This is a genomic window from Salinicoccus sp. HZC-1, assembly GCF_046736035.1.
Taxonomy (GTDB): domain Bacteria; phylum Bacillota; class Bacilli; order Staphylococcales; family Salinicoccaceae; genus Salinicoccus.
Genome location: NZ_CP177130.1, coordinates 2,398,456 through 2,422,317, shown reverse-complemented (window position 1 = coordinate 2,422,317; position 23,862 = coordinate 2,398,456). Strand labels below are relative to the sequence as shown.

Sequence of the window (23,862 nt, the reverse complement as noted above, 5' to 3'; positions counted from 1 at the left end):
CAGAAAACGAAAGTGGGATATATAGTGGTCACTATAGAAAAGGCGTTAAACAACAATGTTGTGATTGGCAAAGATGAATTTGAAGAGGTCATCCTGATCGGCAGAGGGATAGGATTTGGCAAAAAGCCGGGGGATTCACTGGAAATCGACCAGGCGGAGAAAGTGTATAAGCTGGAAGGTCAGCAGGATACGAGCAGGTACCAGACTTTGCTTACAATGGCGGATGAAACGCTTTTCCAGTCCACATTGGAAGCGATTGAACTCATTGATGAAATGACTTCCGAGAAAATAAACAACAGGATACTGCTCTCATTGACAGACCATCTGCTTTTTGCGATGAAAAGATTGGAAGAGGGGATGGAGATGTCCAATCCATTCGTCAATGAAACAAAAGCGCTCTATCCGAAGGAATATAAAATAGCGGAAGCCGTTGTGGATATGTTCAATCAGAAATACGGTATCCATCTGCCGGACGCGGAAGTCGGTTTTATCGCACTGCATGTGCATTCTTCCATATATAACCGTTCCCTGAGGGATATGAATGTTCTATCCGAAGTGGTGCATCAGGCGATCACAATGATCGAACATGGACTGGATACGAAAGTGGATCAGTCCTCCATCCAGTATGACAGGTTTGTGCGCCACATCAGTTTTTGCGTACAAAGGGTGATGAACGGCGAAAGTGTGCCGACCCAGGAACAGTTCGATTCACTGTTGAAAGCGCAATATCCTGTATGCTATAATATAGCAGTGAAAATAGTAAAGATGATACAGAACAAACTGCAGCGGAAAGTTTACGATTCTGAAGTCGTTTACCTGACCATGCACATACAACATTTCGAGCATTATTCTAAATAGACGTGTTACCGGAAGGGCATGAGTTTATAGGAATAGTTTATTTGACTATACCTGTATACTCATGCCCTTTTTCTGTTGATTCTTTATAAATCTGAATATCAGGAGGACAATATTATGTTTAAGAAGCTTTTTGGACAGCTTCAGCGCATTGGTAAGGCATTGATGCTGCCGGTTGCGATCTTGCCGGCTGCCGGGCTGATGCTCGGTATCGGTGCGGCAATGCAGACAGAAGCAATGATAGACTGGCTGCCTTTCCTGGAAGCGGGATGGCTGGTTGCTTTATCTGACATGCTGCAGGCTGCAGGCGGTGTCGTATTTGATAACTTGGCGCTGCTGTTTGCACTCGGTGTTGCTGTAGGTCTTGCCAAAGGGGACGGAGTAGCAGCGATTGCGGCATTCGTCGGTTATATGATCATGAACGTTACTATGGGGCAGATTGCAGGCGTTACGCCGGAAATGGCGGCAGAAGACCCGGCATATGCCGCAGTACTCGGCGTGCCGACAATCCAGACGGGTGTATTCGGTGGTATCATCATCGGGGTTCTGGCCGCCTGGGCATACAACAAATATTTCAACATCAATTTACCGGCATTTTTAGGTTTCTTTGCAGGTAAACGTTTTGTGCCAATCGTCACAGCAGTATTCTCGTTCATTATCGGTCTGGCGATGTACATCGTGTGGCCGCCAATCCAGACAGGCCTCAATGAAGTATCGTTATGGCTGATGGAAGAAAATACGGCCATTGGTGTGTTTGCATTCGGTACAATTAAACGGCTGCTCATCCCGTTTGGTCTGCACCATATTTTCCACGCACCGTTCTGGTTCGAGTTTGGAACATATACTAACGCAGCAGGGGAAATCATACGGGGCGACCTGAATATATTCTTTGCACAAATACGTGACGGAGTTGAACTCACAGCAGGTAACTTCATGCAGGGTGAATTCCCGGTAATGATGTTCGGTCTGCCGGCAGCAGCATTGGCGATGTATCACACAGCCAAGCCGCAGCATAAAAAATATGTTGCAGGTATCATGGCTTCGGGTGCATTGACGAGTTTCTTGACAGGTATTACTGAACCGCTTGAATTCTCATTCCTGTTCGTAGCGCCGATATTGTATGTACTGCACGCTCTGCTTGATGGGCTCAGCTTCCTGATTCTGTACTTGCTTGATTTGAATTTAGGCTATACATTCTCAGGTGGTTTCATCGACTTCTTCCTGTTCGGTATTCTGCAGAATAGAACCGAATGGTGGTGGGTGCTGATAGTGGGTGCTGCTTACGCGGTAATATATTACGTGCTTTTCCGCGTATTGATTCAAGTATTAAACTTGAAAACACCTGGTCGTGAAGATGAAGAAAGAACAACAACTGCATCAACGGTACAGGAACTTCCGTTCAACGTCCTAGCAGCAATGGGCGGCAAAGAGAACATCAAACATCTTGATGCATGTATCACACGTCTCCGCGTTGAAGTCGCAGACACATCATCTGTGAATGAAGCAGAACTGAAAGCACTCGGTGCTTCCGGTGTGATGAAAGTCGGCAATAATATGCAGGCGATCTTTGGACCTAAATCCGATCAGATTAAAAATGACATGCAAGAGATTATGGATGGCAACATTTCATCTCCTGAAGAAACGACAGTGACACAGGATGATGAAACTGTCAGCGAAGCGACAGCACAGATCATGACGGATGAAAATAAAGACATCTATTCTCCAATTGAAGGGGAAGCAGTCAATCTTTCTGAAGTGCCCGATCAGGTATTCAGTGAGAAGATGATGGGTGACGGTATCGCTATCAAACCGATAAGCGGTACAGTAAGAGCACCATTTGACGGTGAAATCGTTACAGACTTCCCGACAAAACATGCACTCGGTCTGGTAAATGAAGGTGGACTGGAAGTTCTCATCCACTTCGGACTCGACACTGTTAACCTTAAAGGCGAAGGCTTTGATCTTAAAGTTGTAACAGGGGATAAAATTAAAAAAGGCGATGTTCTGATGGAAGTGGATCTCGACTACATTAGAGAAAACGCTAAGAGCGACATTACACCAATCATCATCACAGGACCGGCGGGTACGGAAATCGCAGCGAGAGAAAATGGTGCGGTTTCAAATGATGATATAGTGATCAATATTAAATAGTGAAGTATAAAATGAAGTCAGGCCGTGCCTGGCTTCATTTTTGTTATCTGTTGTATATCACTGGCGGGTCCTCTAAAATCAATGGTGTAAATATATATTAACAAAGGGGACAGAACAATGATTGAATTTCCAAAACCGACCGTCGAACAGTATTTTACGTCGTATAATATTGGCGATTTCAGTGTAAGCCCGGATGGAGAAAAATTGTTTTTCAGTACGAACCTGAACGGAAAAGAGAACATCTGGGCGATGGATACGGCTGACAGGTATCCCTACTTGTTCGCTGAGAAAAATGAAGCGACGAATTTTGTCAAATTTGACCCTGATGGCAGATTTGTTCTGGCTGGATTTGATAAGGATGGGGATGAGAATTATCAAATCTATGCGATTGGTCCGAATGGCGGCGTGCCTCAGCCGTTGATTACCGGCGGGCCTGATGAAAAGTATTACTTCGCCAGTCTGTCTGAAGACGGGAAGAGGATATACTACAACACTTCAAAGGACAACGAAAGTTTCCTGAATTCCAAAGTCTATAATTTAGAAACTGATGAACACGAACTCCTGTTTGAAGGTGATGATGCTGCAACGTATATCGCAGATATATCATCCGATGAAAAAAACATTGCCTACTTGAAGATGTATGCGAATACTTATATTCTCGGCATGATCCAGACGGAGGCGGGTTATGAATACGTCACTCCGGACAGGGATAATGTGCACACGGTGGGGGATATCCACTTCATCAATAAGGATGAGGTCTGGTTCGCCACGAATTATGAAAGTGAATACGCCTACCTGGCCAAGTATAATTTGACGGATCAGGAATTTTCCAAAGTGATGGACTTCGGCGATGAGTCGGTTACATCTGTAATCTTTAATAAAGAAACGAATAAGCTTTATATCGTCACTGAAAAAGGGGTGGGAGACAAATTATATTATTATGATCTGAACACCCAGACCAGTGATGAAATTTCGATTCCCTTTGAATCCATTGATCAATATGTCACCTCACGTAGCGGTGATCTTTTCGTATTGGCAGGAAGCGCAGTTTCACCAGTCAATATTTGGAGATATGACGGGGATTCATGGATTCAGCTCACAAAAAACCAGGTGCTTGGTGTTACCGGTGATGACATGGTTGATCCTGAAACGGTTAAATATGAGTCGTATGATGGATTGGAGATCGAAGCGCTGCTGTTCAGGGCCAAAGAGGAAAATAGCAATGGCTATACGATATTCTGGCCGCATGGCGGACCGCAGGCTGCAGAAAGAAAGTTTTATCGTGCAATGTTCCAAATGCTTTTGAACAGAGGCTATAACATCTTCTGTCCGAATTTCAGAGGAAGCACCGGATACGGTGCGAGTTTTGTGAAAATGGTTGAACAGGATTGGGGTGAAGGTCCGAGGCTGGATAATGTGGAAGGGATAAGATGGCTCTTTGACCAGGGGATCTCTTCACCTGAAAAGCTATTCCTGGTCGGTGGAAGTTACGGTGGTTATATGGCGCTTCTATTGCACGGAAGACACCCTGAATATTTCAAGGCGGTAGTGGATATTTTTGGAGTATCCGATTTGTTCACATTCTATAATTCAGTGCCTGAACACTGGAAACCGATCATGGAACGCTGGGTGGGTGACCCGGAGCGGGATATAGAGAAGTTTACCGAAGATTCACCGACGACTTACCTGGAAACGATGACAAAGCCGATGCTTGTCATTCAAGGCGCAAAAGATCCGAGGGTTGTGAAGGAAGAGTCCGATCAAATTGTCAAAAAGCTGAGAAATGCCGGCAGAACGGTCGAGTATTTGGTGCTTGAAGATGAAGGACACGGTTTCTCCAAAAAAGAAAATGAAATCAAAGTATACGAGACGATGCTCGAATTCCTCGAAAAACACCAATGAAATTAAACTAAACTATGATATTCAGGGTATGGATGACTAAGCTAGAATATTCTTACAGGAGGCTGATGTCATGCAACGGGATTCTGAATGGAATATTACGCGCCGTGAGCTGGACCGTGAAGCAGAGAAGCCGCCGCAAATGCAGGATTCATGGAAAAAGGACACCTGGTATTCAATAATGTTCGAAGCGTTTTTCGGAACGGTGAGTCTGATTATTAGATTTTTACGCGGTATCTTCAGTTCAATTTAAAACCCGGGAAACCGGGTTTTTATGTGCAAAATGGTAATTTATCAATGATCGATGGAGGAGTATTTATTTTCTGTCACAAAAATTCAGTCGAACTGCTGTTTTGTTCAGAAGAAATGGGAGCATATAATGAAAAATCCTATTAGTTGTTTAAACCGTAATGTTCTTTTACGAAATGGTTTAAGCTTTTTATCATGTTTAAATCAAGCATCTCTTCTTTATATAGGAACCATGTATTACGGACGATGCTCTGTCCCTCTATCTCCATATCAATGGTATATAAATCATCTTCGTCATGGAGGCTGATATTCGGCATCAATGAATATCCGAGACCTCTTTTGACCATTTCTTTGCATGTTTCTATACGGTCCACTTCCATTGCCGTGTGGGCAGGAATATCAAAATGTTTCAGCCACCAGTTATCAAAAGTGCTTTTCAGCAGAGGGTCAGTCTGATACTTTATATAATTCAGACGGGGCAGATCCGCGAGTTTTATTTTATGCTTTGATACGACACTCATATGTTCTTCATTAATCAATATTTTTTTGCCATTCCATTTTATATCGCCTCTTATGAATGCTGCATGAATAGATTCGTCCTGCAGGTGGCCGATGATGTCGGAGCTCCAGCCGGTTTTGAGCTGGAGATCCATACCAGGATATTGATTGATGAATCCTTCCAATATATCAGGCAGTTCGTAATGGGCAAAATTACTGGACGAACCTAATCTGAGTGTCCCCGCAACCTTCTCGCTCATGTTTGCCAAAGTGTCCTCTGTGTTTCTGAGTTCTTTTATCATTCTCCGGGCATACTTGACCATGTATTCTCCTTCGCTGGTGAAGGTAATCCCTTTATTTCCCCGGTGCAGAAGTGCGATGCCGAATTCTTTTTCCAGCTGTTTAATCCGATATGTAATCGAAGGCTGGGATATATATAATTTCTTGGCAGTTCTTGTAATATTCCTTTCTTCGTAAAGGCTTATGAGCAAATACCAATCTTTTTCAGTCATTCCGCATCCTCCCTGAAATAGAAAAATTCTATTGATTACTATTTAATATATATATTTTACTTATGTCAAACATTCTCATAATATAGAGTTAACCAGTAAACACAAAAGAGGAGAGAAATAGATGCAGAATAATAAACATTTTGATGTGGTTGTAGTGGGGACAGGAAATGCCGCACTCAGTGCTGCGGTTTCAGCTAGTGAAAAAGGCGCAAAAGTATTGATGCTCGAAAAAGGACCGGAACATAAACGCGGCGGCAATTCATTCTTCACTGATGGTGCCATCCGTTTCGCATACAAGGACCTCGATGGCATAAGGCGTGTAGTTGACCATTTATCGGCAGAAGAAGCTTCTAATATTGAAATGCCGGAATACGATACTGGTGTTTTTCATGAAGATCTCATGAAAGTGACAAAAGGGAAAAGTAATCCGGAGCTGGCAGACCATCTTGTTTCGCAATCATACGAAACAGTTCTATGGATGAAAGAGCAGGGTGTAAAGTTCGTTATGAATGAAAACCAGTTCTTCGAAAAAGACGGTAAAAAGACTTTTTGGGGTGGACTGCCGGTGAAAACCGATAACAAAGGCATCGGCCTCGTTGAAGCGCTCTTTAAGAAAGCAAAAGAAAAAGGCGTGGAGATCTGGTATGAATCACCTGCAGTCAAACTGGAGAAGGCGGATGGAAAGATTTCTGCGGTTCATGTAAACCGAAAAGGTGATGGAGAAACTATTGTTTCAACAGATTCTGTTATTCTGGCCTGTGGCGGTTTCGAAGCAAATAAGAAGAAACGGATGGAGCATCTGGGGGATGAATGGGAAGATGCAGTTGTAAGGGGCAGTGAATATAATACCGGTGACGGCATTACAATGGCACTCGAAGCCGGTGCCGTGCGTGCAGGTCAATACGACGGATGCCATGCCCATACAACGGATTATAATGCACCGAGAGTCGGCGATTACAGCAAGCCGGGTGATATTTATAAGAAATCATCTTATCCACTTGGTCTGATTGTGAACACGGAAGGAAAGCGCTTTGTTGATGAAGGGGCCGATTTCCGTAATTACACGTATGCCAAATATGGAAAAGAGACATTGAAGCAGCCTGAACATAAAGCTTTTCAACTGTATGACAGCCAGGTGCGCCCGATGTTGAGGGTGGAATACGACCTTGATGAAGCGACGGTTTTCAAAGCCGATACATTAGAGGAATTGGCACTGAAAATGGGAGTGGACAAAGAATCTTTCCTGAAAACGATAAAAGATTATAATGGAGCGGTACAGGATGGAAATTATAATCCAAGTATCAAAGATGGCAAGTCCACACAGGGAATCTCACCTGAAAAAACAAACTGGGCATTGAGATTCGATAAAGCACCTTTCTATGCCTACCCGGTGACATGTGGAATTACATTTACATTCGGTGCGATTAAAGTGAATGACAAAGCAGAAGTTCTGGATGGATCCGGCCACCCGGTCGAAGGTCTATACGCAGCTGGAGAAATGGTGGGAGAACTTTTCTATCATAACTATCCGGGTGGATCCGGTTTGATGTCAGGCTCAGTTTTTGGCAGAACAGCTGGAAAATCCGCCACAGAATGCATTGAAGAGAAAACTCTGAACTAGTTAGATTTTCGTCTGGAACTTGCGGAAGCTGGTGGAATATTTATGCAAATTAACAGAAGGCGCTTTACGTTACCTTTTAATATAATTGTATTGTCGATTATTATCACACTTGTTTTCATCGCTCCATCGACCTTTCTTCAGGATTTCAATCCTGAACAGCAAAGGACGGTGGGGCTTCTTGTCCTTGCCATTTATCTTTGGACAATCTCCCCATTACCCTCCGGCGCTGCAAGTATATTGCTGCTTGCGATGATGCTGATTCTTAATCTGGTTGATTCGGTAGAGGGGGCAATGACGGGTTTTTTATCTTCAGCACTATATTTCATATTAATCTTAACGATACTCAGCAGAGTGCTGATAAAAGCCGGAGTGGACAAAGTTGTCGCTTCTCAATTGTTAAAATTAAATAAAAGAGGGCCTAAAGCAATAGTGGTCGCACTGCCGCTTATGATAGCAATGTTACCGGTGCTCATGCCGTCTGCATTTGCCAGGCTGAAGATGCTGCTGCCGTTTGTAGACAGGCTGAATGATGCCTTTGGTTTTTCCGACAGGAGCATTTTCAAAAAATATGCATTGTATGTTATCGGGTTGATGAATCAGAATGGAACGATGATTGTGTACACAGGCGGGGGCTTTCCTGTTTTGGCAGCTCAATTGCTGAGTGATTATAATGTTGCAGACCTCGGCTGGCTGCAGTGGTTTCTAATTATTGCTCCGCCTCTATGGGCGGCATTACTTTTGGTAAATGTATTTACATGGAACTATCTGAACCATTCATATCCTTCTGAAATTTTGAAAGAGCCTGAATCCCAAACATCTCAGACAGAAGAGTATTTCGAAACAGCGCTTGAAAGGAAGAGATTCTGGTTTGTGATTGCGACCTTTGGCATAATGATTGTGACATGGGCGATTACGGATAATAATATAGTTCCTACTTTATTGCCTCCGATGTTGCTGCTGGTCGTTTACTCGCTTCCAAAAGTTGGATTACTGACCAACGCAGACATCAGGGCATTCGACTGGGAAAATTTCCTGCTTCTTGGAGCTTCCTTTTCTATAGGGATTTTATTGGAAGAAAACGGCACAGCCTCAGTAATCGCAGAGCAGATGCTGCAATTTGTCCCTGAGGATTCCGGCATGATTTTAAAAATTATACTCATCGCTTTGATTACATTCGCATTCAGAATGATATTCATCGTTCCGTCCTCTGCTATTATCGTTATTTTTCCGGTGATTATTTCTTATGCGAATATTGCAGATATACCTGCTCTGAGCATAGCGTTTCTTGTCATTATGATTGTGGGCGGCACAAATATATTTCCCATACATTCCCCCACTTCATACTTTGCATTCCAGACAGGCGTGCTCAGCAAGAAAGATCATTATGTCATAGCAACTTTCTCTACATGTATTTTTATCACTATGGCGATTCTAGCTGCTTCATCCTACTGGATGCTGTGGTAGTAAGTCCGGGAATAATAGATTATTGCAATATTTCGAAAATGTTGTGGTGATCGCCTTCAATGCGCCATATATTACTGTTATAATGATTAATAATTCATTTGAGGAAGAATGATCACTATGAGACGACTTTTAGATGTAAGTCTTGAAACAAAAATAAATGGGATATTAATTGGTGTGATGAGCTTGATCATCATTTCTTTGTCAGTGTTTTATCTCTATCACTCAAGCAATGAATATTACGATAACGCCAGAAGATTAACACTGCAATCTGCGAAAACCATTTCTTTTCTGCCGTCATTGGTTGATGGAGACGATTTAAGTGATAATGAAAAGATTCAGGCGCTTACCAACAAATATATTTTTGAAAATGACATAGACTTCGTTATTGTAAAAAACAGGGAAGGGATTATTATTTCCCACCCGGATCCTTCTATGATTGGTGAGCATGAGCCATTTGAGGAAGACGCCAGAGCAAACATTTTCGGTGCCTACTACACTGAACAGACAGATAAGTATTTGGAACCTTCCATTTTGGCGATGGCTCCCATCTATGCAGGGGATGAAGCCAGGCAGTTAAGCGGTGTAGTGAAAGTGGGTTATTTTGAAAGTAAAATCATTGAAAAGATAATGGATAAACTTTATCAATTAATATTTATGATTTTCACTTTTATTATTATCAGCTTTTTTATCAGCAGATGGTTTGGAGAATACATAAAATCACAGACGCTGGGTTATGAACCCAAAGAAATTACGATGATATTAAAAAACAGGGAAAATATTTTTTCTGCCCTGGACGAAGGAATCATAGCCTCCGACTTGTCCGGTAAAATTATTTATGTGAATAATGCTGCGCAGGAATATCTTAATATTTCTAAAAATGCCAGTCTGGATGAGTTTAATATAAGAAATTATTTTGGGAGCAGTATGGATACAATGCTGGAAAATGATGGCTCTAGAAACGGGATTAGATATTTTGAAACACAATTAAATGATAAAGAAATTATTGTGATTGTAAATAATCTATATGAAAAAGAAGAACTTTCCGGGCATGTAATCATATTGCGGGATATGACAGAAATGTCGGAGCTCTCCAATAAGCTGACTATTGTAGAATCTCTGTTTGATGACTTAAGAGCACAGAGCCACGAGTATAAAAATAGATTACACCTTATTTCGGGTTTGTTGGAAATGGAGAAATACGGGGGGATCAGAGAAGTTCTCAATGATGAGATAAATGATATAGATGCCTATCAGAACAATTTAAAAGGTATTGAAGCAGACCATATCAAGGCACTTCTGATTGCTAAGATGAACAAGGCCAATGAAAAAAGGGTGAAGTTTAATATTGACGATGAAAGTCAGATGGATAATATTTCTGACAAGTTCACCATTAATGCTTTGATCACTATTATCAGTAATCTCGTTGACAATGCAATAGAAGCGGTGGTTGATCGGAAAGAACCTGAAATCAATTTTTATATTGGTGCTTTCGAAGGATGGCTGGAGATTATGGTTCAGGATAACGGTGCAGGGATAAATGATGAATATGAAATATTCACAAAAGGATATTCAACTAAAGATGGCGGAATAAACAGAGGATACGGTCTTTTTAATGTCAACTATAATGTCGAACTTCTTAATGGTTATATAGATGTAAAGTCTGTTGAAGGCAGAACCACATTTACAGTCGAAGTTCCACTTATACAAGGAGGCGGGGAAAATGAATATCCTGATAGTCGAGGATGATTTCAGAATAGCGGAGATGTATAAGGAGTATCTGTTTCAAAACACTCCGATAAATAAAATACATACATCTCTCAATGCATCGGATTGTTTCAAAATATTAGAAGAAAATGATATCGATCTGATGCTGGTCGATATTTATCTGCCGGATATGTCCGGTGACAAATTAATAGAGAAAACATTAAAAAGCTATCCATATATGAATTTTATCGTCATTACTGCCAGCCAGGAAGGAGAACGGGTAAGACGTATGATGCAGCTCGGTGTTCTATACTATTTGGTGAAACCGGTAAAGCTGGATAAATTAAGTGAAGTTGTCAACGATTATCTGATAAGGAATAAAGAATTATCAGAAGCCAATGAGGTTGATCAGGAAAAAATAGACTTCTATTTCGGCCGGGTGAATCCGGTTAAGGAAGATGAACTTCCGAAAGGCATAGACCCGGTTACCCTTAAAAAAATCGAAGATACTTTTTCAATTGAGAAGGAGTGGACTTCTGCGCAGTTGGGTGATCATCTCGGGACATCCAGAACAACGGTCAGAAGGTATTTGGAGTATTTAAGAAAGACGGGGAAATTAACTGTTTTCCAGGATTTTGGGGATAAGGGCAGACCGGAGAAAAGATATAAAAGCAACATGTCGTGAACTTTATGTTTTTTAATAACATAAAGTTTTTTATATTCTTAACTTTGGTAGCGTTTACATTAGGTGTGAAAGTATTTAGTATATAAGCAAGTAATAAAAAGAATTTTTAAAATATTATAAGGGGTTGTATTTATGAAAAATCGTATGAAGTTTCTCTCGATGATTACGCTGTCGGTTCTGCTTGTACTCAGCGCATGCAGTAACGGTTCATCAGAAGCAGAATATCCTGATAAAGATGTTGAGCTTGTTGCACCGGCAACACCCGGTGGCGGATGGGACACAACAGCACGTGCCATACAAAATGTTTTGGATGAAGAAGGCATTGTTGAACAGAACATTAACGTTGTAAATAAACCGGGCGGTGGAGGAGAAGTAGGCTGGCAATATCTCAAAGGTCAGGACAGTCACTCCCTCGCAATCAACTCGAGTCTTGTCATTGCCAATAATCTTCTGGGTCAAAGTGACCTTACATATGAAGAGTTCACACCATTGGCAGTCCTTGCCACAGAGTGGATATCAGTTGCGGTGCCGTCTGAATCTGATATTGAAGATGGTATAGATATGCTTGATAAACTTAAAGAAGATCCTAAATCACTGAAAATTGCTGTTGGACCAGCACTTGGAAACAACGACCATCTGTCATTTGTACGTGTGGCCGAGGAATACGGTGTAGATGTATCACAGCTTGAGTTTATGATTTATGAAAGTGGTGGCGATGTTTTGACTGCACTTCTTGGAGGGCATGTTGACGTAGCAACGCTTTCCATCTCAGAATCACTTGATCAGCATTTGAGCGGCAATATAGATATTATTGCAACGACTGCTGATGCTCCAATTCCAGAAGACGAAAGCATTGAATCCTGGCAGGATCAGGGAATCGACTTTACATTCCCGCATTGGAGAGGAATCATGGGACCACCTGATATGACAGAGGAAGAAATTGCATATTGGGATGAAACATTCAGTCAGATGGTCGAAACTGAAGGATGGCAGCAAGTGCTCGATAACAACGGCTGGGAAGATTACTATATGAACAGTGAAGAGACAACTAAATTCCTTGAAGAACAGAATGAGATGTATGATGACCTTATGAAAAAAGCAGGGTTGACTGAATAAGCATAATCAAATACGGAAAAGTGGGTGGAGATCATTAGATTTATAGTACCTTCAATCATATTAGTAATTTCCGTAATCTATCTGATACTAACATTCAATTTACCTGAATCAAAAGTTGGTAATCCTACAGCAGCGATGAATTATCCGCTGCTGATAGGATTTTCGCTTTTAGGTCTGTCGATTCTTTATATCTTATCAGAGGTTAAAGATAAGAAAAAAGCGTTTACAGCATATAAGATATTCGCTGATAAAGAACTGACGATTAAAGTAATCATTGTGTTGGTATTGTGTTTAGGTTACACATTCTTATTTGAACGCATAGGATTTTTAATTTCAACAGTATTATTTTTAACAGCTTTACTATTTTTAATAAACGGAAGACGCAAATGGTTATTGAATATCATCGTGGCAGTATTATTTTCAGCTGTGTCATGGTATACATTCGCAGAACTGTTAAGCGTTAGTTTGCCATAAGGAGGCGTATCGATGGGTGTAGATTGGAATAGTTTTTTAGAAGGCTTTACAACGGCCATGAGTTTCCAGAACTTACTGTTCATTATTATCGGTGGGCTCCTCGGAACAATTGTCGGTATGCTACCGGGACTTGGTCCGGCTACGGCAGTGGCAGTGCTTATTCCGATTACTTTTGGTATGGATTCTACAAGTGCGCTTGTTCTCCTGGGGGCGATTTACTACGGAGCAATGTACGGTGGGTCCAGAAGTTCGATATTATTAAATACTCCAGGGGATGGCTCGGCGATTGCAGCCACATTTGATGGGTATCCAATGACGAGAAAAGGGCAGGCGGGTCAGGCTTTAACACTGGCAACACTGGCATCCTTAATCGGTGGTACCGTGGCAATTATAGGGTTTGTATTCCTGGCTAAACCGCTGGCAAGTTTTGCATTACAATTCGGACCGGCAGAATACTTTTTCCTTCTTTTATTTACACTTTCAGCTGTAGTATCACTTTCAAAAGGGAATATGATCAAAGGGTTCGTTTCAATGCTGCTGGGCCTTATAATCACTACGATTGGAATTGACTCCCAGTCAGGTGTATACCGTTATACATTTGATATACCGCATCTGAGTGAGGGAATAGATTTTCTGGTAGTTATTATCGGTATTTATGCCGTAGGTGAAGTACTCTATAACATCTTACTTATTAAAGACGAAAATCAGAGAATAAAAGAAGATGTCGGTAAGACATGGATTACGAAAGAGCAATGGAGCCGTTCATTCTGGCCGATGATCCGCCAGGCGCCGATTGGATTCTTAGTCGGTATACTACCGGGCGCAGGCGGATCCATTGCATCTATGATCAGTTATTCAACTGAGCAGCAAATTTCCAAACGTGGTGACGAGTTTGGTAAAGGGGCACCAGAAGGTCTCGCAGCACCGGAGTCTTCCAATAACGCAGCGGCAGTTGGTGCATTTATACCGTTACTTACAATGGGAATACCCGGTTCAGGTACAACTGCAGTAATTCTCGGTGCACTCATCATGCTCGGGCTGCAGCCTGGTCCGATGCTGTTCCAAAACCAGCCTGAAGTTGCGTGGACGTTTATCAACAGTTTATTCATTGGTAACATTGCGCTGGTCATCATGAATATACTTTTAATTGGATTTTTGATTAAAATATTGAAAACACCACCGCAAATTCTTTATCCAATCATATTGGTGCTGGCATTTATCGGAACATATACACTTGGATACAGCATTATCGATTTCTTCATACTAATAATATTTGGTGTTATCGGTCTGTTTATGAAAATATTAAATATTCCTACTGCACCACTTATTTTGGCAGTTATTATCGGAAGCCAGATGGAGCAGAACTTTAGAATGGCGAATGTAAGTTATGACAGTTTCTGGGGAATAGTTACTGCATCCCCTATAGCTATGCTTTTCGCGGCATTGACAATACTTTCTGTATTCCTGCCGGCATTGTTCAACCGTCTTTCCAGAGTGAATGTTAATAATAAAGGATGATAAAGAATGACATGGATTATAGAAGATGCTAAAAGCCAGCGGCAACTGGCATCGGAATTTATGGAGAACGTAGAAAAAGATAACGCACTACCAGTAGTTGGAGCTCATGATGGCATGAGCTCCCTTTTGGCTAGAAAGAGCGGTTTTAAGCATGTTTATCTTTCCGGAGGTGCACTATCTGCAAGCAAAGGAATCCCCGATATAGGTCTATTAACGCTGGAAGATGTTGCAGGGCGGGCACGTGAAATTGTCCGTGCTTCAAATCTCCCCTTATTGGTCGATGTTGATAATGGGTTCGGGGAGCCGTTGAATGTCGCAAGAACTTGTCTTGAAATGGTCGAAGCAAGGGTGGCTGCGATACAAATTGAAGATCAGCAGATTCCCAAGAAATGCGGACACTTAAATGGTAAAAAATTAATACCAAAAGATGAAATGGTTAAAAAGATCCAAATGATTAAACAGGTGGCGCCCACTTTGAAAATAGTTGCACGATCCGACGCTTATGCTGTAGAGGGAATGGAAGGTATGGTCAACCGGTTGAAAGCATATATAGAAGCCGGAGCGGATATTGTATTCCCTGAAGCGATGAAGACAGAAGCAGATTTCCGTCATATAAGAAAAGAAATTGATATACCTGTACTTGCGAATATGACTGAATTTGGAAAAACTGATTATATTAATATGGAAACTTTTTCTGATATCGGTATTGATCTGGTGATTTTCCCTGTGACTTCTCTCAGAGCTGCTGCATATAATGTTGAAGAAACATATAAAGTGATTCATAAAACGGGCAGCCAACAGTCTGTACTCGATAAACTGCAAACCCGCAAAGAGCTGTACGAAATTCTAAAGCTGCATGAGTACGAAGAGATGGATACCAAAATCGATCGTACAGTATTGCCGGGTGAACTGGAGGAAAACAAGTGAAGTACGATGATGTAATTGAAGAAATTGCTGAGTATGTTACAGAAGAAAAGACATTCGATGAAGATACGTCGGAAATAGCTCTCCTGATTTTAAAGGACAGCATGGGATGTATGATCAAATCATTGAATAATGCCCAGTGCCAGATGATGCTCGGGCCGGCAGAAGAAGGGAACTATAGAGAAAACGGTATACCAGTCCCTGGAAACAGCGGGCTTCTTGGTCTTCTGGATGCAAGTTGGAATATCGGTTTACTGGTGAGGTGGCTGGATTATAATGATTGCTTCCTGGCACAAGAATGGGGACATCCATCTGATAATCTTGGAGGTATCCTTGCCGCATCGTACTCTCAGTCCTCTAAAGGAAGTAAACTGACTGTACGGGATGTACTTACTGCCATGATCAAGGCACATGAAATTCAAGGCGTTCTGTCACTGACTAACAGTTTAAACCGGGCCGGATATGATCATGTATTTTTTGTAAAACTGGCTACTTCTGCAGTTACAGCAAAGCTGATTGGTGGAGACAAGGAGACGGTCCGGAACACTGTGAGCAACGGGTTCGCAGATGGGGCAACACTTCGTATTTACAGGCATACACCTAATGTCACGACAAGGAAATCCTGGGCAGCAGGTGATGCAACTATGAGAGGTGTGCGTCTGGCATTGCTCACTGATAAATTAAATGAAGGATACCCGAATATACTCAGTGAACCCGAGTGGGGATTCAACAAGAATATTATGAATGGCAATAATATTAATCTTTCAAAGAAGTTGGATGATTATGTAGTGAACAACATTCTATTTAAAGCAGATTTCCCTGCAGAATTCCATGGTCAGACAGGCGCAGAGGCTGCAATGGAACTGAATGAAAAATATCACGGGAAATTAGCAGCCATCAAAGAAATAAGAGTTTCCACGCATGAATCAGCAATCAGAATTATTGCGAATAAGGGAGAATTACAGAATCCTTCTGACAGAGATCATTCATTGGAATACATTATCGCTGTCAGTTTACTTAATGGAGATTTAAAAACGGAATACTATGCAGACGAATATCATGAAAGCCACCCTGAAATTAATGAATTGATTAACAAAATGAAAGTTGAAGAAAACAAAAAGTACTCAAAAGATTATTTAGATCCGGAAAAAAGATCAGTTTCGAATTCCGTGCAGCTGATTTTCGAAGATGGGACAGAATCTGAGAAAATAGAAGTAGAGTATCCCATTGGCCATAAATTTAGACGTAACGAGGTCGAGCCTGTCATTGACAGAAAATTTGAAAGTAATTTAAACAGCTATTTTGATAAAGAAAAAGTTGGACACCTTAAAAGTCTTTTTGACGACAGAGAATCTTTAATGGGTATGGATATATGCGATTTCATGTATGAATTTCAATGATAATGGGAAGAGTATTCTAAATATGACTTTATAGGAGGAATACTGTGGCCGGAGAAATACCTAAAGATGAAGGATTCGACAAAACGTTAAGTGTTTTAAAAGAAGGCTATAATTTTATTCTTAACAGAAAAGAAGATTTGAATACGAATGTGTTTGAAACGAGGATCCTAGGAGAGAAAGCGATTTGTTTAACAGGCAGTAAAGGCGCAGAATTATTCTATGATAACAGCAAGTTCAGAAGAAGTGACGCTGCGCCCTCAAGAGTGAAGAAAACGCTTTTTGGCAAAGGAGGCCTGCAGGGGCTGGACGGTACGGAACATCAGCACAGAAAAGCGATGTTCATGACTCTGATGGATGATGATGCAATGGGTGAAATCGATCTCTTGATGAGAAAATACTGGAGAAAGTATTTTGAAGAGACAGGCAGTATAGAGACGATTGAGCTGTACGAAGCTGCGAAAATAGTGACCCTTCAAACAGCCTGTGAATGGACCGGTGTTCCTCTGAAAAGAAAAGAGACGGTGGAACGGGCCGGGCAGATATCTGATCTTTTCGAGTCTCCTGCTGCACTCGGCGTCCAGCATTGGAAAGGCAGGTTTTCCCGTTCTAAAGCCAACGATTGGATAGAAGGCATTGTAGATGATGTCAGAAATGGAAAAATATCAGTCGATGAACATAGAGCAGTGTATACTTTTTCATGGCATCGGGATGAAAATGGGGAAATGCTTGATAAGAAAACTGTGGCAGTGGAGCTGCTAAATTTAATCCGGCCCATGACCGCTGTCAGCGTGTGGACGGCAATGATTGGGCTGGCGTTGCACGAGTTCCCCGGGGAAAAAGGAAAATTAAAAGGTGCAGATGATCAGAAAATTGAATGGTTCATTCAGGAAGTGAGACGGTATTATCCATTCTTCCCATTCGCAGCTGCCAGAACGGATGCTGATTTTGAATGGAAGGGGTTCAAATTTGAGGAAGGTACGCTTACTCTGCTCGATTTATATGGAACCAACCGGCATCCTGACGATTGGGTGCATCCAGAGCAGTTTATGCCGGAACGCTTTGAAGGCTGGCAGCAGACACCGTTCAACTTTATTCCCCAGGGCGGAGGCACCTATGACTTTGGCCACCGTTGTGCGGGTGAATTCATTACTATCGTCATGATGAAATCCACAGTGGACTTCCTGGTGAATGAGATGGAATATGATGTTCCGGATCAGGATTTTGATTTCGAGTTCAATGATATACCCGCTGTTCCCAATGATAAAGTTAAAATAAATAATTACAGATTCAAGTGAATCTTCCGCCGTCAGCTGTTGCCGGCGGTTTTTTACTGTGGAAATGGAGCATTGACTTAAATACCCCTAGGGGGTATAATGGGGTTAAGAAGAAAAGGACGTGATGATATGGGAGAACATCTCCATGACCATGCAGTGACCCCACGAACGGATGAGGAAAAAGAAAAAGTGATGAGACGTCTCAAAAGGGTGGAAGGACAGGTGCGGGGAATCCAGAAGATGATCGAAGAGGACCGCTATTGTGTGGATATCCTCGTACAGATCAGTGCCATCCAATCTGCGCTTAAAAATGTCGGATATTCGGTCACTGAACGCCACATGAAACATTGTGTAAGTGATGCCATCACCAAAGGTGAGGGCGACGATTCCATAGAAGAACTCATGGCCGTGTTAAAACAATTTTCCAAGTAAGGGAGGGATAGTCATTGAGCAATGATAAAAATGTAACGCTTAACGTGACCGGAATGACCTGTGCGGCATGTTCGACCCGCATTGAAAAGGTATTGAACAAAATGGATGATGTCGATGCAAAAGTGAATCTGGCGACAGAAAAAGCCACTGTGGATTACGACAGCAGCAATGTCCAGCTGGATGATATTACCGGGAAAATCGAAAAACTGGGTTATGGTGTCGAGATGGACAAAACTGAATTCGACATTACCGGCATGACGTGTGCAGCATGTTCAAACCGCATTGAAAAAGTGCTGAATAAGCAGGAGGGTGTCAGTAATGCGACGGTTAACCTGGCCACGGAAAATGCAGTCATCGAGTATAACTCAAATGCATTGACCGAGCGGGATTTGATTGGCCGTATTGAAAAACTGGGATATGGTGCACAGCCGAAACAGGATGCGTCAGAGAAGGAAACAGCGAAGGATCAGCAGCTTAAGAAACTGAAGGCGAAACTGATTGCTTCCATCGTCTTATCCATACCTTTACTGATTACAATGCTTGACCATCTGTTCGGCATCTCTCTGCCGGGCATACTGATGAACCCCTGGTTCCAGCTTGCATTGGCAACGCCGGTGCAGTTCATCATCGGCTGGCAGTTCTATGAGGGTGCATATAAAAACCTGAAAAATAAAACAGCCAACATGGATGTGCTGGTTGCGATGGGTACAAGTGCAGCATACTTCTACAGTTTATATGAAACATTCAGATGGATGGGCGGCGCAACTGAGCATCCGCACTTGTATTTTGAAACCAGTGCTTTAATCATTACACTCATTTTATTCGGTAAATATTTGGAGCACCGGGCAAAATCAAGAACCACTTCAGCCATCTCCAAATTGCTGGATATGCAGGCGAAACAGGCCCGGGTCATCCGCAATGGCGAGGAAATGATGATTCCCGTGGAAGACGTTGCAGTGGGTGACCGCATCATCGTCAAACCGGGAGAGAAGATGCCCGTAGACGGTGAAATCATCAAAGGGAACACATCCATCGATGAATCCATGATTACAGGTGAATCGATTCCAATCGAAAAAGGTGCAGGAAGCAATGTGATTGGTGCAACGATCAATCAGAATGGTACAGTTGAAGTGGAAGTGACCCGTGTGGGCAAAGATACTGCACTGGCTTCAATCGTTAAAATCGTTGAAGATGCCCAGGGGCAGAAAGCACCAATTCAACGAATGGCCGATCTGATCTCAGGGTACTTTGTACCGATTGTCATCGGTATCGCGCTTGTCACATTCGCAGTATGGTACTTCCTCGTGCAGCCGGGCAATCTTGAACCTGCACTTGTGGCATCCATTGCCGTCCTGGTGATTGCATGTCCATGTGCACTTGGGCTCGCAACGCCGACATCCATCATGGTCGGGACAGGTAAAGGCGCGGAAAACGGAATTTTATTCAAAGGTGGAGAACACCTGGAGAAGACACATGAACTGGATGTCATCATTTTGGACAAGACAGGGACGATCACGAAAGGGAAACCGGAAGTGACTGATTTTACAGGCGATGATGAGGCGCTCAAACTGCTGGCAAGTGCGGAAAAAGGCTCCGAACATCCGCTGGCAGAAGCGATTGTCGCCTATGCCACTGAAAATGATGTGGACATCGTCGATGTTGATGAATTCAAAGCGATACCGGGCCATGGTATCGAAGTCGAAGTGCAGAATCATGAAGTGCTTGTCGGTACAAGGAAACTGATGAGAGACCGCAATATTGGTTTAACGGATGCTGCTCAAAACGAATTGGAGCAATACGAACATGAAGGCAAGACGGCGATGATTGTTGCGGTAGATGGTAATATCAGGGGTATTGTGGCTGTCCTGGATACCGTTAAAGACAGTGCGAAAGAAGCGATTGCCGAACTGAAAACACAGGGACTCGAAGTATATATGCTGACCGGCGATAACAGGATCACTGCCGAGGCAATCGGCAGAGAAGTGGATATCGACCGGGTCATTGCAGAAGTGCTCCCTGAAGAAAAAGCGGCAAAAGTGAAAGAGATTCAGGATACAGGTAAAATAACAGCGATGGTCGGTGATGGTGTGAATGACGCTCCGGCACTTGCAACAGCCGATATTGGAATCGCAATTGGCACCGGAGCAGAAGTGGCCATTGAAGCAGCAGACATCACGATACTCGGCGGAGAGCTTAAACTGATTCCACAGGCGATCAACCTGAGTCATAAGACCATCCGCAACATCAAGCAGAATCTATTCTGGGCATTTGCGTATAACTCAGCAGGCATCCCGATCGCTGCACTAGGCTTTTTGGCACCGTGGGTTGCCGGCGCTGCAATGGCATTCAGCTCAGTCAGCGTTGTAACGAATGCACTGCGCTTAAAACGGGTAAAAATTTAATAATATAGATCATTTATTTCACAGGAGGAGATTTTTCATGGCACAAAAAACAATTGAAGTACAAGGTATGACATGCGGACACTGCAAGAGTTCTGTTGAAGGTGCATTATCTGAACTCGACGGTGTAAATTCTGCAGATGTTAATCTGGAAGCTAATAACGTAGCAGTGGAATACGATGAATCGAAAGTTAATGAGTCATCAATGACCGAAGCGATTGAAGACCAGGGGTATGATGTAGTAAGCAAATAATTGATATTGCCGTCCCGGTAAATGACGAGGCGACTAAAAAAGTTCTAAACAGCTGTGATTCCATTTTTAGGGGATTACAGCTGTTTTTGTATGATTGAAGTATTAATCAGGAGTAGATGGATGAAAAGATGCTGAAAAGTATCTGAAGAGGCATACCGAGAAACTAGCAAGTTTCGGCATCGGCAATATCATCGGCAAGATATTCGATATCAGCAAATCCCTTTAGAAAATGAATCATGTATCTTTTGATTGCGATTGAAGACAAACAGTTTGGACTATAATATAATGGCGGATAGATAACGTTTCCAATTAGAGGGTTTTTCATCACCACATATGTCGAGGTTTGTAAATATCAGATTTAATACGCCGATATATAGTCTTTAAAATGAATTACGGAGGTCATTATATGGAAAAAACGGTAAGCATCGTCATTCCGGTCTACAATAAAGAAAGGTATATACGGAATTGCATCGATTCTTTAATTGAATTGAACATAAACAAAGAAGAGACAGAAGCGATTTTTGTGGATGATCTGTCCTCAGATGCTTCACTTGAAATTTTGAAAGAATATGAAGAAAAACACGAATTCATCAGAGTAATAGCCTTGGATGAAAACTCCGGCACCCCTTCCCGACCTCGAAATATCGGCATAGCAGAAGCAAAAGGTACATATGTGACGTTTCTGGACGCGGATGATTGGCTGGATAGTGAAGGGTTTCCAGAAGTGATCGAACAGATGAAAGAGAACGATGCTGATATCGGTTTTGCCCAGGTTTTTAGACACACAGACAAAGGAATAATTAAACACGGAAGATTTTCATCCTATAAGGATGAAAACAATCTGATCCCTTTTGAAATTGAGAATATTTTCAGGGCAGTCGGTCCGCAGGGGAAAGTGTTCAAACGTTCAGCAGTCATTGATAATGATATTAAGTTTAAGCACATGAAATTTGGAGAAGATAAACTGTTCTTCATAGAACTCATTTCGAAATGTAAAAATGCATTAATGTCCACCCTGCCTTTCCATCATTTTAATCGCTATCAGGAGAATGTTTCACTGGTGAAAGAGACGACAGTACTGGATAAAGCTGGACTCAACCTGGAAGTCTTAAAACAGATCCTGCAATTGGATATCCCTGAAGCTGCCAAAGAGCAGGCGCTCTCCCGCATGGTGGAGATGGATTTCTTCCTCCGCTTCTTCCATACAAGGACTTTCCTTAAAAGTTTGGAGAAGGACAAATTCTATAGAATATTCGAACAGGCCAAGCAGATGCTCCAGGAAGTCGGCTATGACATCGAAGATTTTATTACCTTGCCTAAATTTAAAAACATCCACCACCTGTATGAGAATGGTTCCAAAGACGAACTGGCAGAATATATCGAGTGTCTGATCAGTGATGGAAAGAACAGTAAGTTCATCAACGATAATGTGGTACAGAAAAGATTCCCTGACAAATTCAATGACCTTGAACCAGTGACAGAGGAATGCTATCCGGTTTATCAAGGGACCCACATGATCGGCGGGGAACTTCATGAAGTCATTCATCTCTACAAAGAGCCTGAAGTAAGGATTGAAAGGGTGCTCTTGTCAAAAATTTCGGATGAGAGGGTTGAGAAAAAAATCGATTACCAATTGAAGGATGATAAGATCTATATCCGTACTGAAGACCTGCTTTTTGAAGGTGTCAATATTAATCTGAGGGTCACCTTCGATAAATCCAAATCTGCTCCGGTAAGGGAATCATCACCCAACGGGAGTGACCATTACCTGTTGAAAAGGCAGGGGTATAAAGCTGCATTCACTGAAGTACTGAAGGGCTCCATGGTACCAGCCGGTGATTATATATCTGTACTGCCTGAAAGTGTTGTTGCACTAAAGGGGATATATTCATATGCTGATGAAGATTTTAAAGCTCCCAATACTGACAAAATCCCTGCGGGGACCAGATTCAATATTTCTGACATCACATATTCGAGCCGCGGTACTCCGAGATTGAAAACAGAAGAAGGACGCATAATCACAGCAAACAGGAAATACGTAAAAGAATTGGACGTAAGCAAAATAGATGGATATATAACTGAAGCACCAATAAAGGTAAAGATTACCAATAAATGTAAATTATATGATTCCAGAACTTTTAAAGGCGACCCACTAAAGATTCTGGAGCCTGGAGAAGAACTTTCTGCTGACCATATCATCTACACGAATAATTTGACACCAAGGCTGAAGACCGAAGAAAACACTTATTTTACAGCTAATATGGAATACGTAGAAGTAATTACAGACAGCTGATCTGCATCTCATTTGATAGTGTATATAAAAATGGAAACAGGCGGCATTTTTGTAGTTGAATCGCAAAAAACTATTTTAAAATGCATACCGGAAAAAATGCTGGCTTCTGTCCGATGTGGCCTCATCACTGACCGGGACGGC

At 42.1% G+C, this 23,862-nt stretch carries 19 protein-coding genes; 18 read left to right on the top strand and 1 reads right to left on the bottom strand.

The features are described from left to right. Positions 1–12: 12 nt before the first annotated feature. The 4 genes from glcT to ACKRAT_RS12595 all read left to right on the top strand — a co-directional run bounded on the left by glcT (position 13) and on the right by ACKRAT_RS12595 (position 5,158). Positions 13–858: a glucose PTS transporter transcription antiterminator GlcT gene (gene glcT / locus ACKRAT_RS12610; protein WP_411842730.1), complete on the top strand. Its 846-nt coding sequence runs from the start codon at positions 13–15 to the stop codon at positions 856–858. Positions 859–972: 114 nt separating this feature from the next. Continuing rightward, positions 973–3,006, top strand: a complete 2,034-nt coding sequence (gene ptsG, locus ACKRAT_RS12605; protein ID WP_411842729.1) for a glucose-specific PTS transporter subunit IIBC — start codon at positions 973–975, stop codon at positions 3,004–3,006. Positions 3,007–3,123: 117 nt separating this feature from the next. After that, on the top strand, positions 3,124–4,908 hold the full coding sequence (locus ACKRAT_RS12600; RefSeq protein ID WP_411842728.1) for a S9 family peptidase: 1,785 nt from the start codon (positions 3,124–3,126) through the stop codon (positions 4,906–4,908). A 70-nt stretch (positions 4,909–4,978) separates the two neighbouring features. Next, positions 4,979–5,158, top strand: a complete 180-nt coding sequence (locus tag ACKRAT_RS12595; RefSeq protein WP_411842727.1) for a hypothetical protein — start codon at positions 4,979–4,981, stop codon at positions 5,156–5,158. Between the two features lie 139 nt (positions 5,159–5,297). Here the strand turns inward: ACKRAT_RS12595 and ACKRAT_RS12590 are convergent, their stop codons facing one another. Continuing rightward, a complete protein-coding gene (locus tag ACKRAT_RS12590) occupies positions 5,298–6,164 on the bottom strand; it encodes a LysR family transcriptional regulator (protein ID WP_411842726.1) in 867 nt (288 codons plus the stop codon). A 121-nt stretch (positions 6,165–6,285) separates the two neighbouring features. On the opposite strand from ACKRAT_RS12590, the gene tcuA reads away from it, so the two are divergent. The 14 genes from tcuA to ACKRAT_RS12520 all read left to right on the top strand — a co-directional run bounded on the left by tcuA (position 6,286) and on the right by ACKRAT_RS12520 (position 23,721). Next, the gene (gene tcuA / locus ACKRAT_RS12585) at positions 6,286–7,785 is read left to right on the top strand and encodes an FAD-dependent tricarballylate dehydrogenase TcuA (protein WP_411842725.1); all 1,500 of its coding nucleotides are present in this window, start codon (positions 6,286–6,288) and stop codon (positions 7,783–7,785) included. 42 nt (positions 7,786–7,827) lie between these two features. After that, entirely contained in the window at positions 7,828–9,249 is a 1,422-nt protein-coding gene (locus ACKRAT_RS12580) for an SLC13 family permease (protein WP_411842724.1), read from the top strand. 117 nt (positions 9,250–9,366) lie between these two features. Then, a complete protein-coding gene (locus ACKRAT_RS12575) occupies positions 9,367–10,995 on the top strand; it encodes an ATP-binding protein (protein WP_411842723.1) in 1,629 nt (542 codons plus the stop codon). Further along, complete coding sequence (locus ACKRAT_RS12570; protein ID WP_411842722.1) at positions 10,970–11,638, top strand: response regulator; 669 nt, start codon at positions 10,970–10,972, stop codon at positions 11,636–11,638. The genes ACKRAT_RS12575 and ACKRAT_RS12570 overlap by 26 nt, the downstream gene beginning before the upstream one ends. A 132-nt stretch (positions 11,639–11,770) precedes the next feature. After that, the gene (locus ACKRAT_RS12565) at positions 11,771–12,754 is read left to right on the top strand and encodes a tripartite tricarboxylate transporter substrate binding protein (protein WP_411842721.1); all 984 of its coding nucleotides are present in this window, start codon (positions 11,771–11,773) and stop codon (positions 12,752–12,754) included. 24 nt (positions 12,755–12,778) lie between these two features. Next, the gene (locus tag ACKRAT_RS12560) at positions 12,779–13,228 is read left to right on the top strand and encodes a tripartite tricarboxylate transporter TctB family protein (RefSeq protein ID WP_411842720.1); all 450 of its coding nucleotides are present in this window, start codon (positions 12,779–12,781) and stop codon (positions 13,226–13,228) included. A 12-nt stretch (positions 13,229–13,240) separates the two neighbouring features. Next, entirely contained in the window at positions 13,241–14,746 is a 1,506-nt protein-coding gene (locus tag ACKRAT_RS12555) for a tripartite tricarboxylate transporter permease (RefSeq protein ID WP_411842719.1), read from the top strand. Positions 14,747–14,752: 6 nt separating this feature from the next. Beyond that, positions 14,753–15,673, top strand: a complete 921-nt coding sequence (gene prpB / locus ACKRAT_RS12550; RefSeq protein WP_411842718.1) for a methylisocitrate lyase — start codon at positions 14,753–14,755, stop codon at positions 15,671–15,673. Beyond that, entirely contained in the window at positions 15,670–17,070 is a 1,401-nt protein-coding gene (locus ACKRAT_RS12545) for a bifunctional 2-methylcitrate dehydratase/aconitate hydratase (protein WP_411842717.1), read from the top strand. Before prpB ends, ACKRAT_RS12545 begins: the two co-directional genes overlap by 4 nt. A 44-nt stretch (positions 17,071–17,114) precedes the next feature. Next, positions 17,115–18,365 carry a cytochrome P450 gene (locus ACKRAT_RS12540; RefSeq protein WP_411842716.1) on the top strand — a complete coding sequence of 417 codons (1,251 nt, stop codon included), beginning with the start codon at positions 17,115–17,117 and terminating at the stop codon, positions 18,363–18,365. A gap of 108 nt (positions 18,366–18,473) precedes the next feature. Next, positions 18,474–18,776, top strand: coding sequence for a metal-sensing transcriptional repressor (locus ACKRAT_RS12535; RefSeq protein WP_411844461.1), 303 nt, complete (start codon positions 18,474–18,476; stop codon positions 18,774–18,776). 14 nt (positions 18,777–18,790) lie between these two features. After that, a complete protein-coding gene (locus ACKRAT_RS12530) occupies positions 18,791–21,178 on the top strand; it encodes a heavy metal translocating P-type ATPase (protein ID WP_411842715.1) in 2,388 nt (795 codons plus the stop codon). 37 nt (positions 21,179–21,215) lie between these two features. Then, positions 21,216–21,428, top strand: coding sequence for a copper chaperone CopZ (copZ, locus tag ACKRAT_RS12525; RefSeq protein WP_411842714.1), 213 nt, complete (start codon positions 21,216–21,218; stop codon positions 21,426–21,428). A gap of 406 nt (positions 21,429–21,834) precedes the next feature. Beyond that, on the top strand, positions 21,835–23,721 hold the full coding sequence (locus ACKRAT_RS12520) for a glycosyltransferase (protein WP_411842713.1): 1,887 nt from the start codon (positions 21,835–21,837) through the stop codon (positions 23,719–23,721). Positions 23,722–23,862 lie beyond the last annotated feature (141 nt).

Excerpts from the sequence above, each read along its gene's own strand:
- ptsG (WP_411842729.1), top strand. The coding sequence starts at position 973 with ATGTTTAAGAAGCTTTTTGGACAGCTTCAGCGCATTGGTAAGGCATTG.
- ACKRAT_RS12600 (WP_411842728.1), top strand. The coding sequence starts at position 3,124 with ATGATTGAATTTCCAAAACCGACCGTCGAACAGTATTTTACGTCGTAT.
- ACKRAT_RS12595 (WP_411842727.1), top strand. The coding sequence starts at position 4,979 with ATGCAACGGGATTCTGAATGGAATATTACGCGCCGTGAGCTGGACCGT.
- ACKRAT_RS12590 (WP_411842726.1), bottom strand. The coding sequence starts at position 6,164 with ATGACTGAAAAAGATTGGTATTTGCTCATAAGCCTTTACGAAGAAAGG.
- tcuA (WP_411842725.1), top strand. The coding sequence starts at position 6,286 with ATGCAGAATAATAAACATTTTGATGTGGTTGTAGTGGGGACAGGAAAT.
- ACKRAT_RS12580 (WP_411842724.1), top strand. The coding sequence starts at position 7,828 with ATGCAAATTAACAGAAGGCGCTTTACGTTACCTTTTAATATAATTGTA.
- ACKRAT_RS12575 (WP_411842723.1), top strand. The coding sequence starts at position 9,367 with ATGAGACGACTTTTAGATGTAAGTCTTGAAACAAAAATAAATGGGATA.
- ACKRAT_RS12570 (WP_411842722.1), top strand. The coding sequence starts at position 10,970 with ATGAATATCCTGATAGTCGAGGATGATTTCAGAATAGCGGAGATGTAT.
- ACKRAT_RS12565 (WP_411842721.1), top strand. The coding sequence starts at position 11,771 with ATGAAAAATCGTATGAAGTTTCTCTCGATGATTACGCTGTCGGTTCTG.
- ACKRAT_RS12555 (WP_411842719.1), top strand. The coding sequence starts at position 13,241 with ATGGGTGTAGATTGGAATAGTTTTTTAGAAGGCTTTACAACGGCCATG.
- prpB (WP_411842718.1), top strand. The coding sequence starts at position 14,753 with ATGACATGGATTATAGAAGATGCTAAAAGCCAGCGGCAACTGGCATCG.
- ACKRAT_RS12535 (WP_411844461.1), top strand. The coding sequence starts at position 18,474 with ATGGGAGAACATCTCCATGACCATGCAGTGACCCCACGAACGGATGAG.
- copZ (WP_411842714.1), top strand. The coding sequence starts at position 21,216 with ATGGCACAAAAAACAATTGAAGTACAAGGTATGACATGCGGACACTGC.
- ACKRAT_RS12520 (WP_411842713.1), top strand. The coding sequence starts at position 21,835 with ATGGAAAAAACGGTAAGCATCGTCATTCCGGTCTACAATAAAGAAAGG.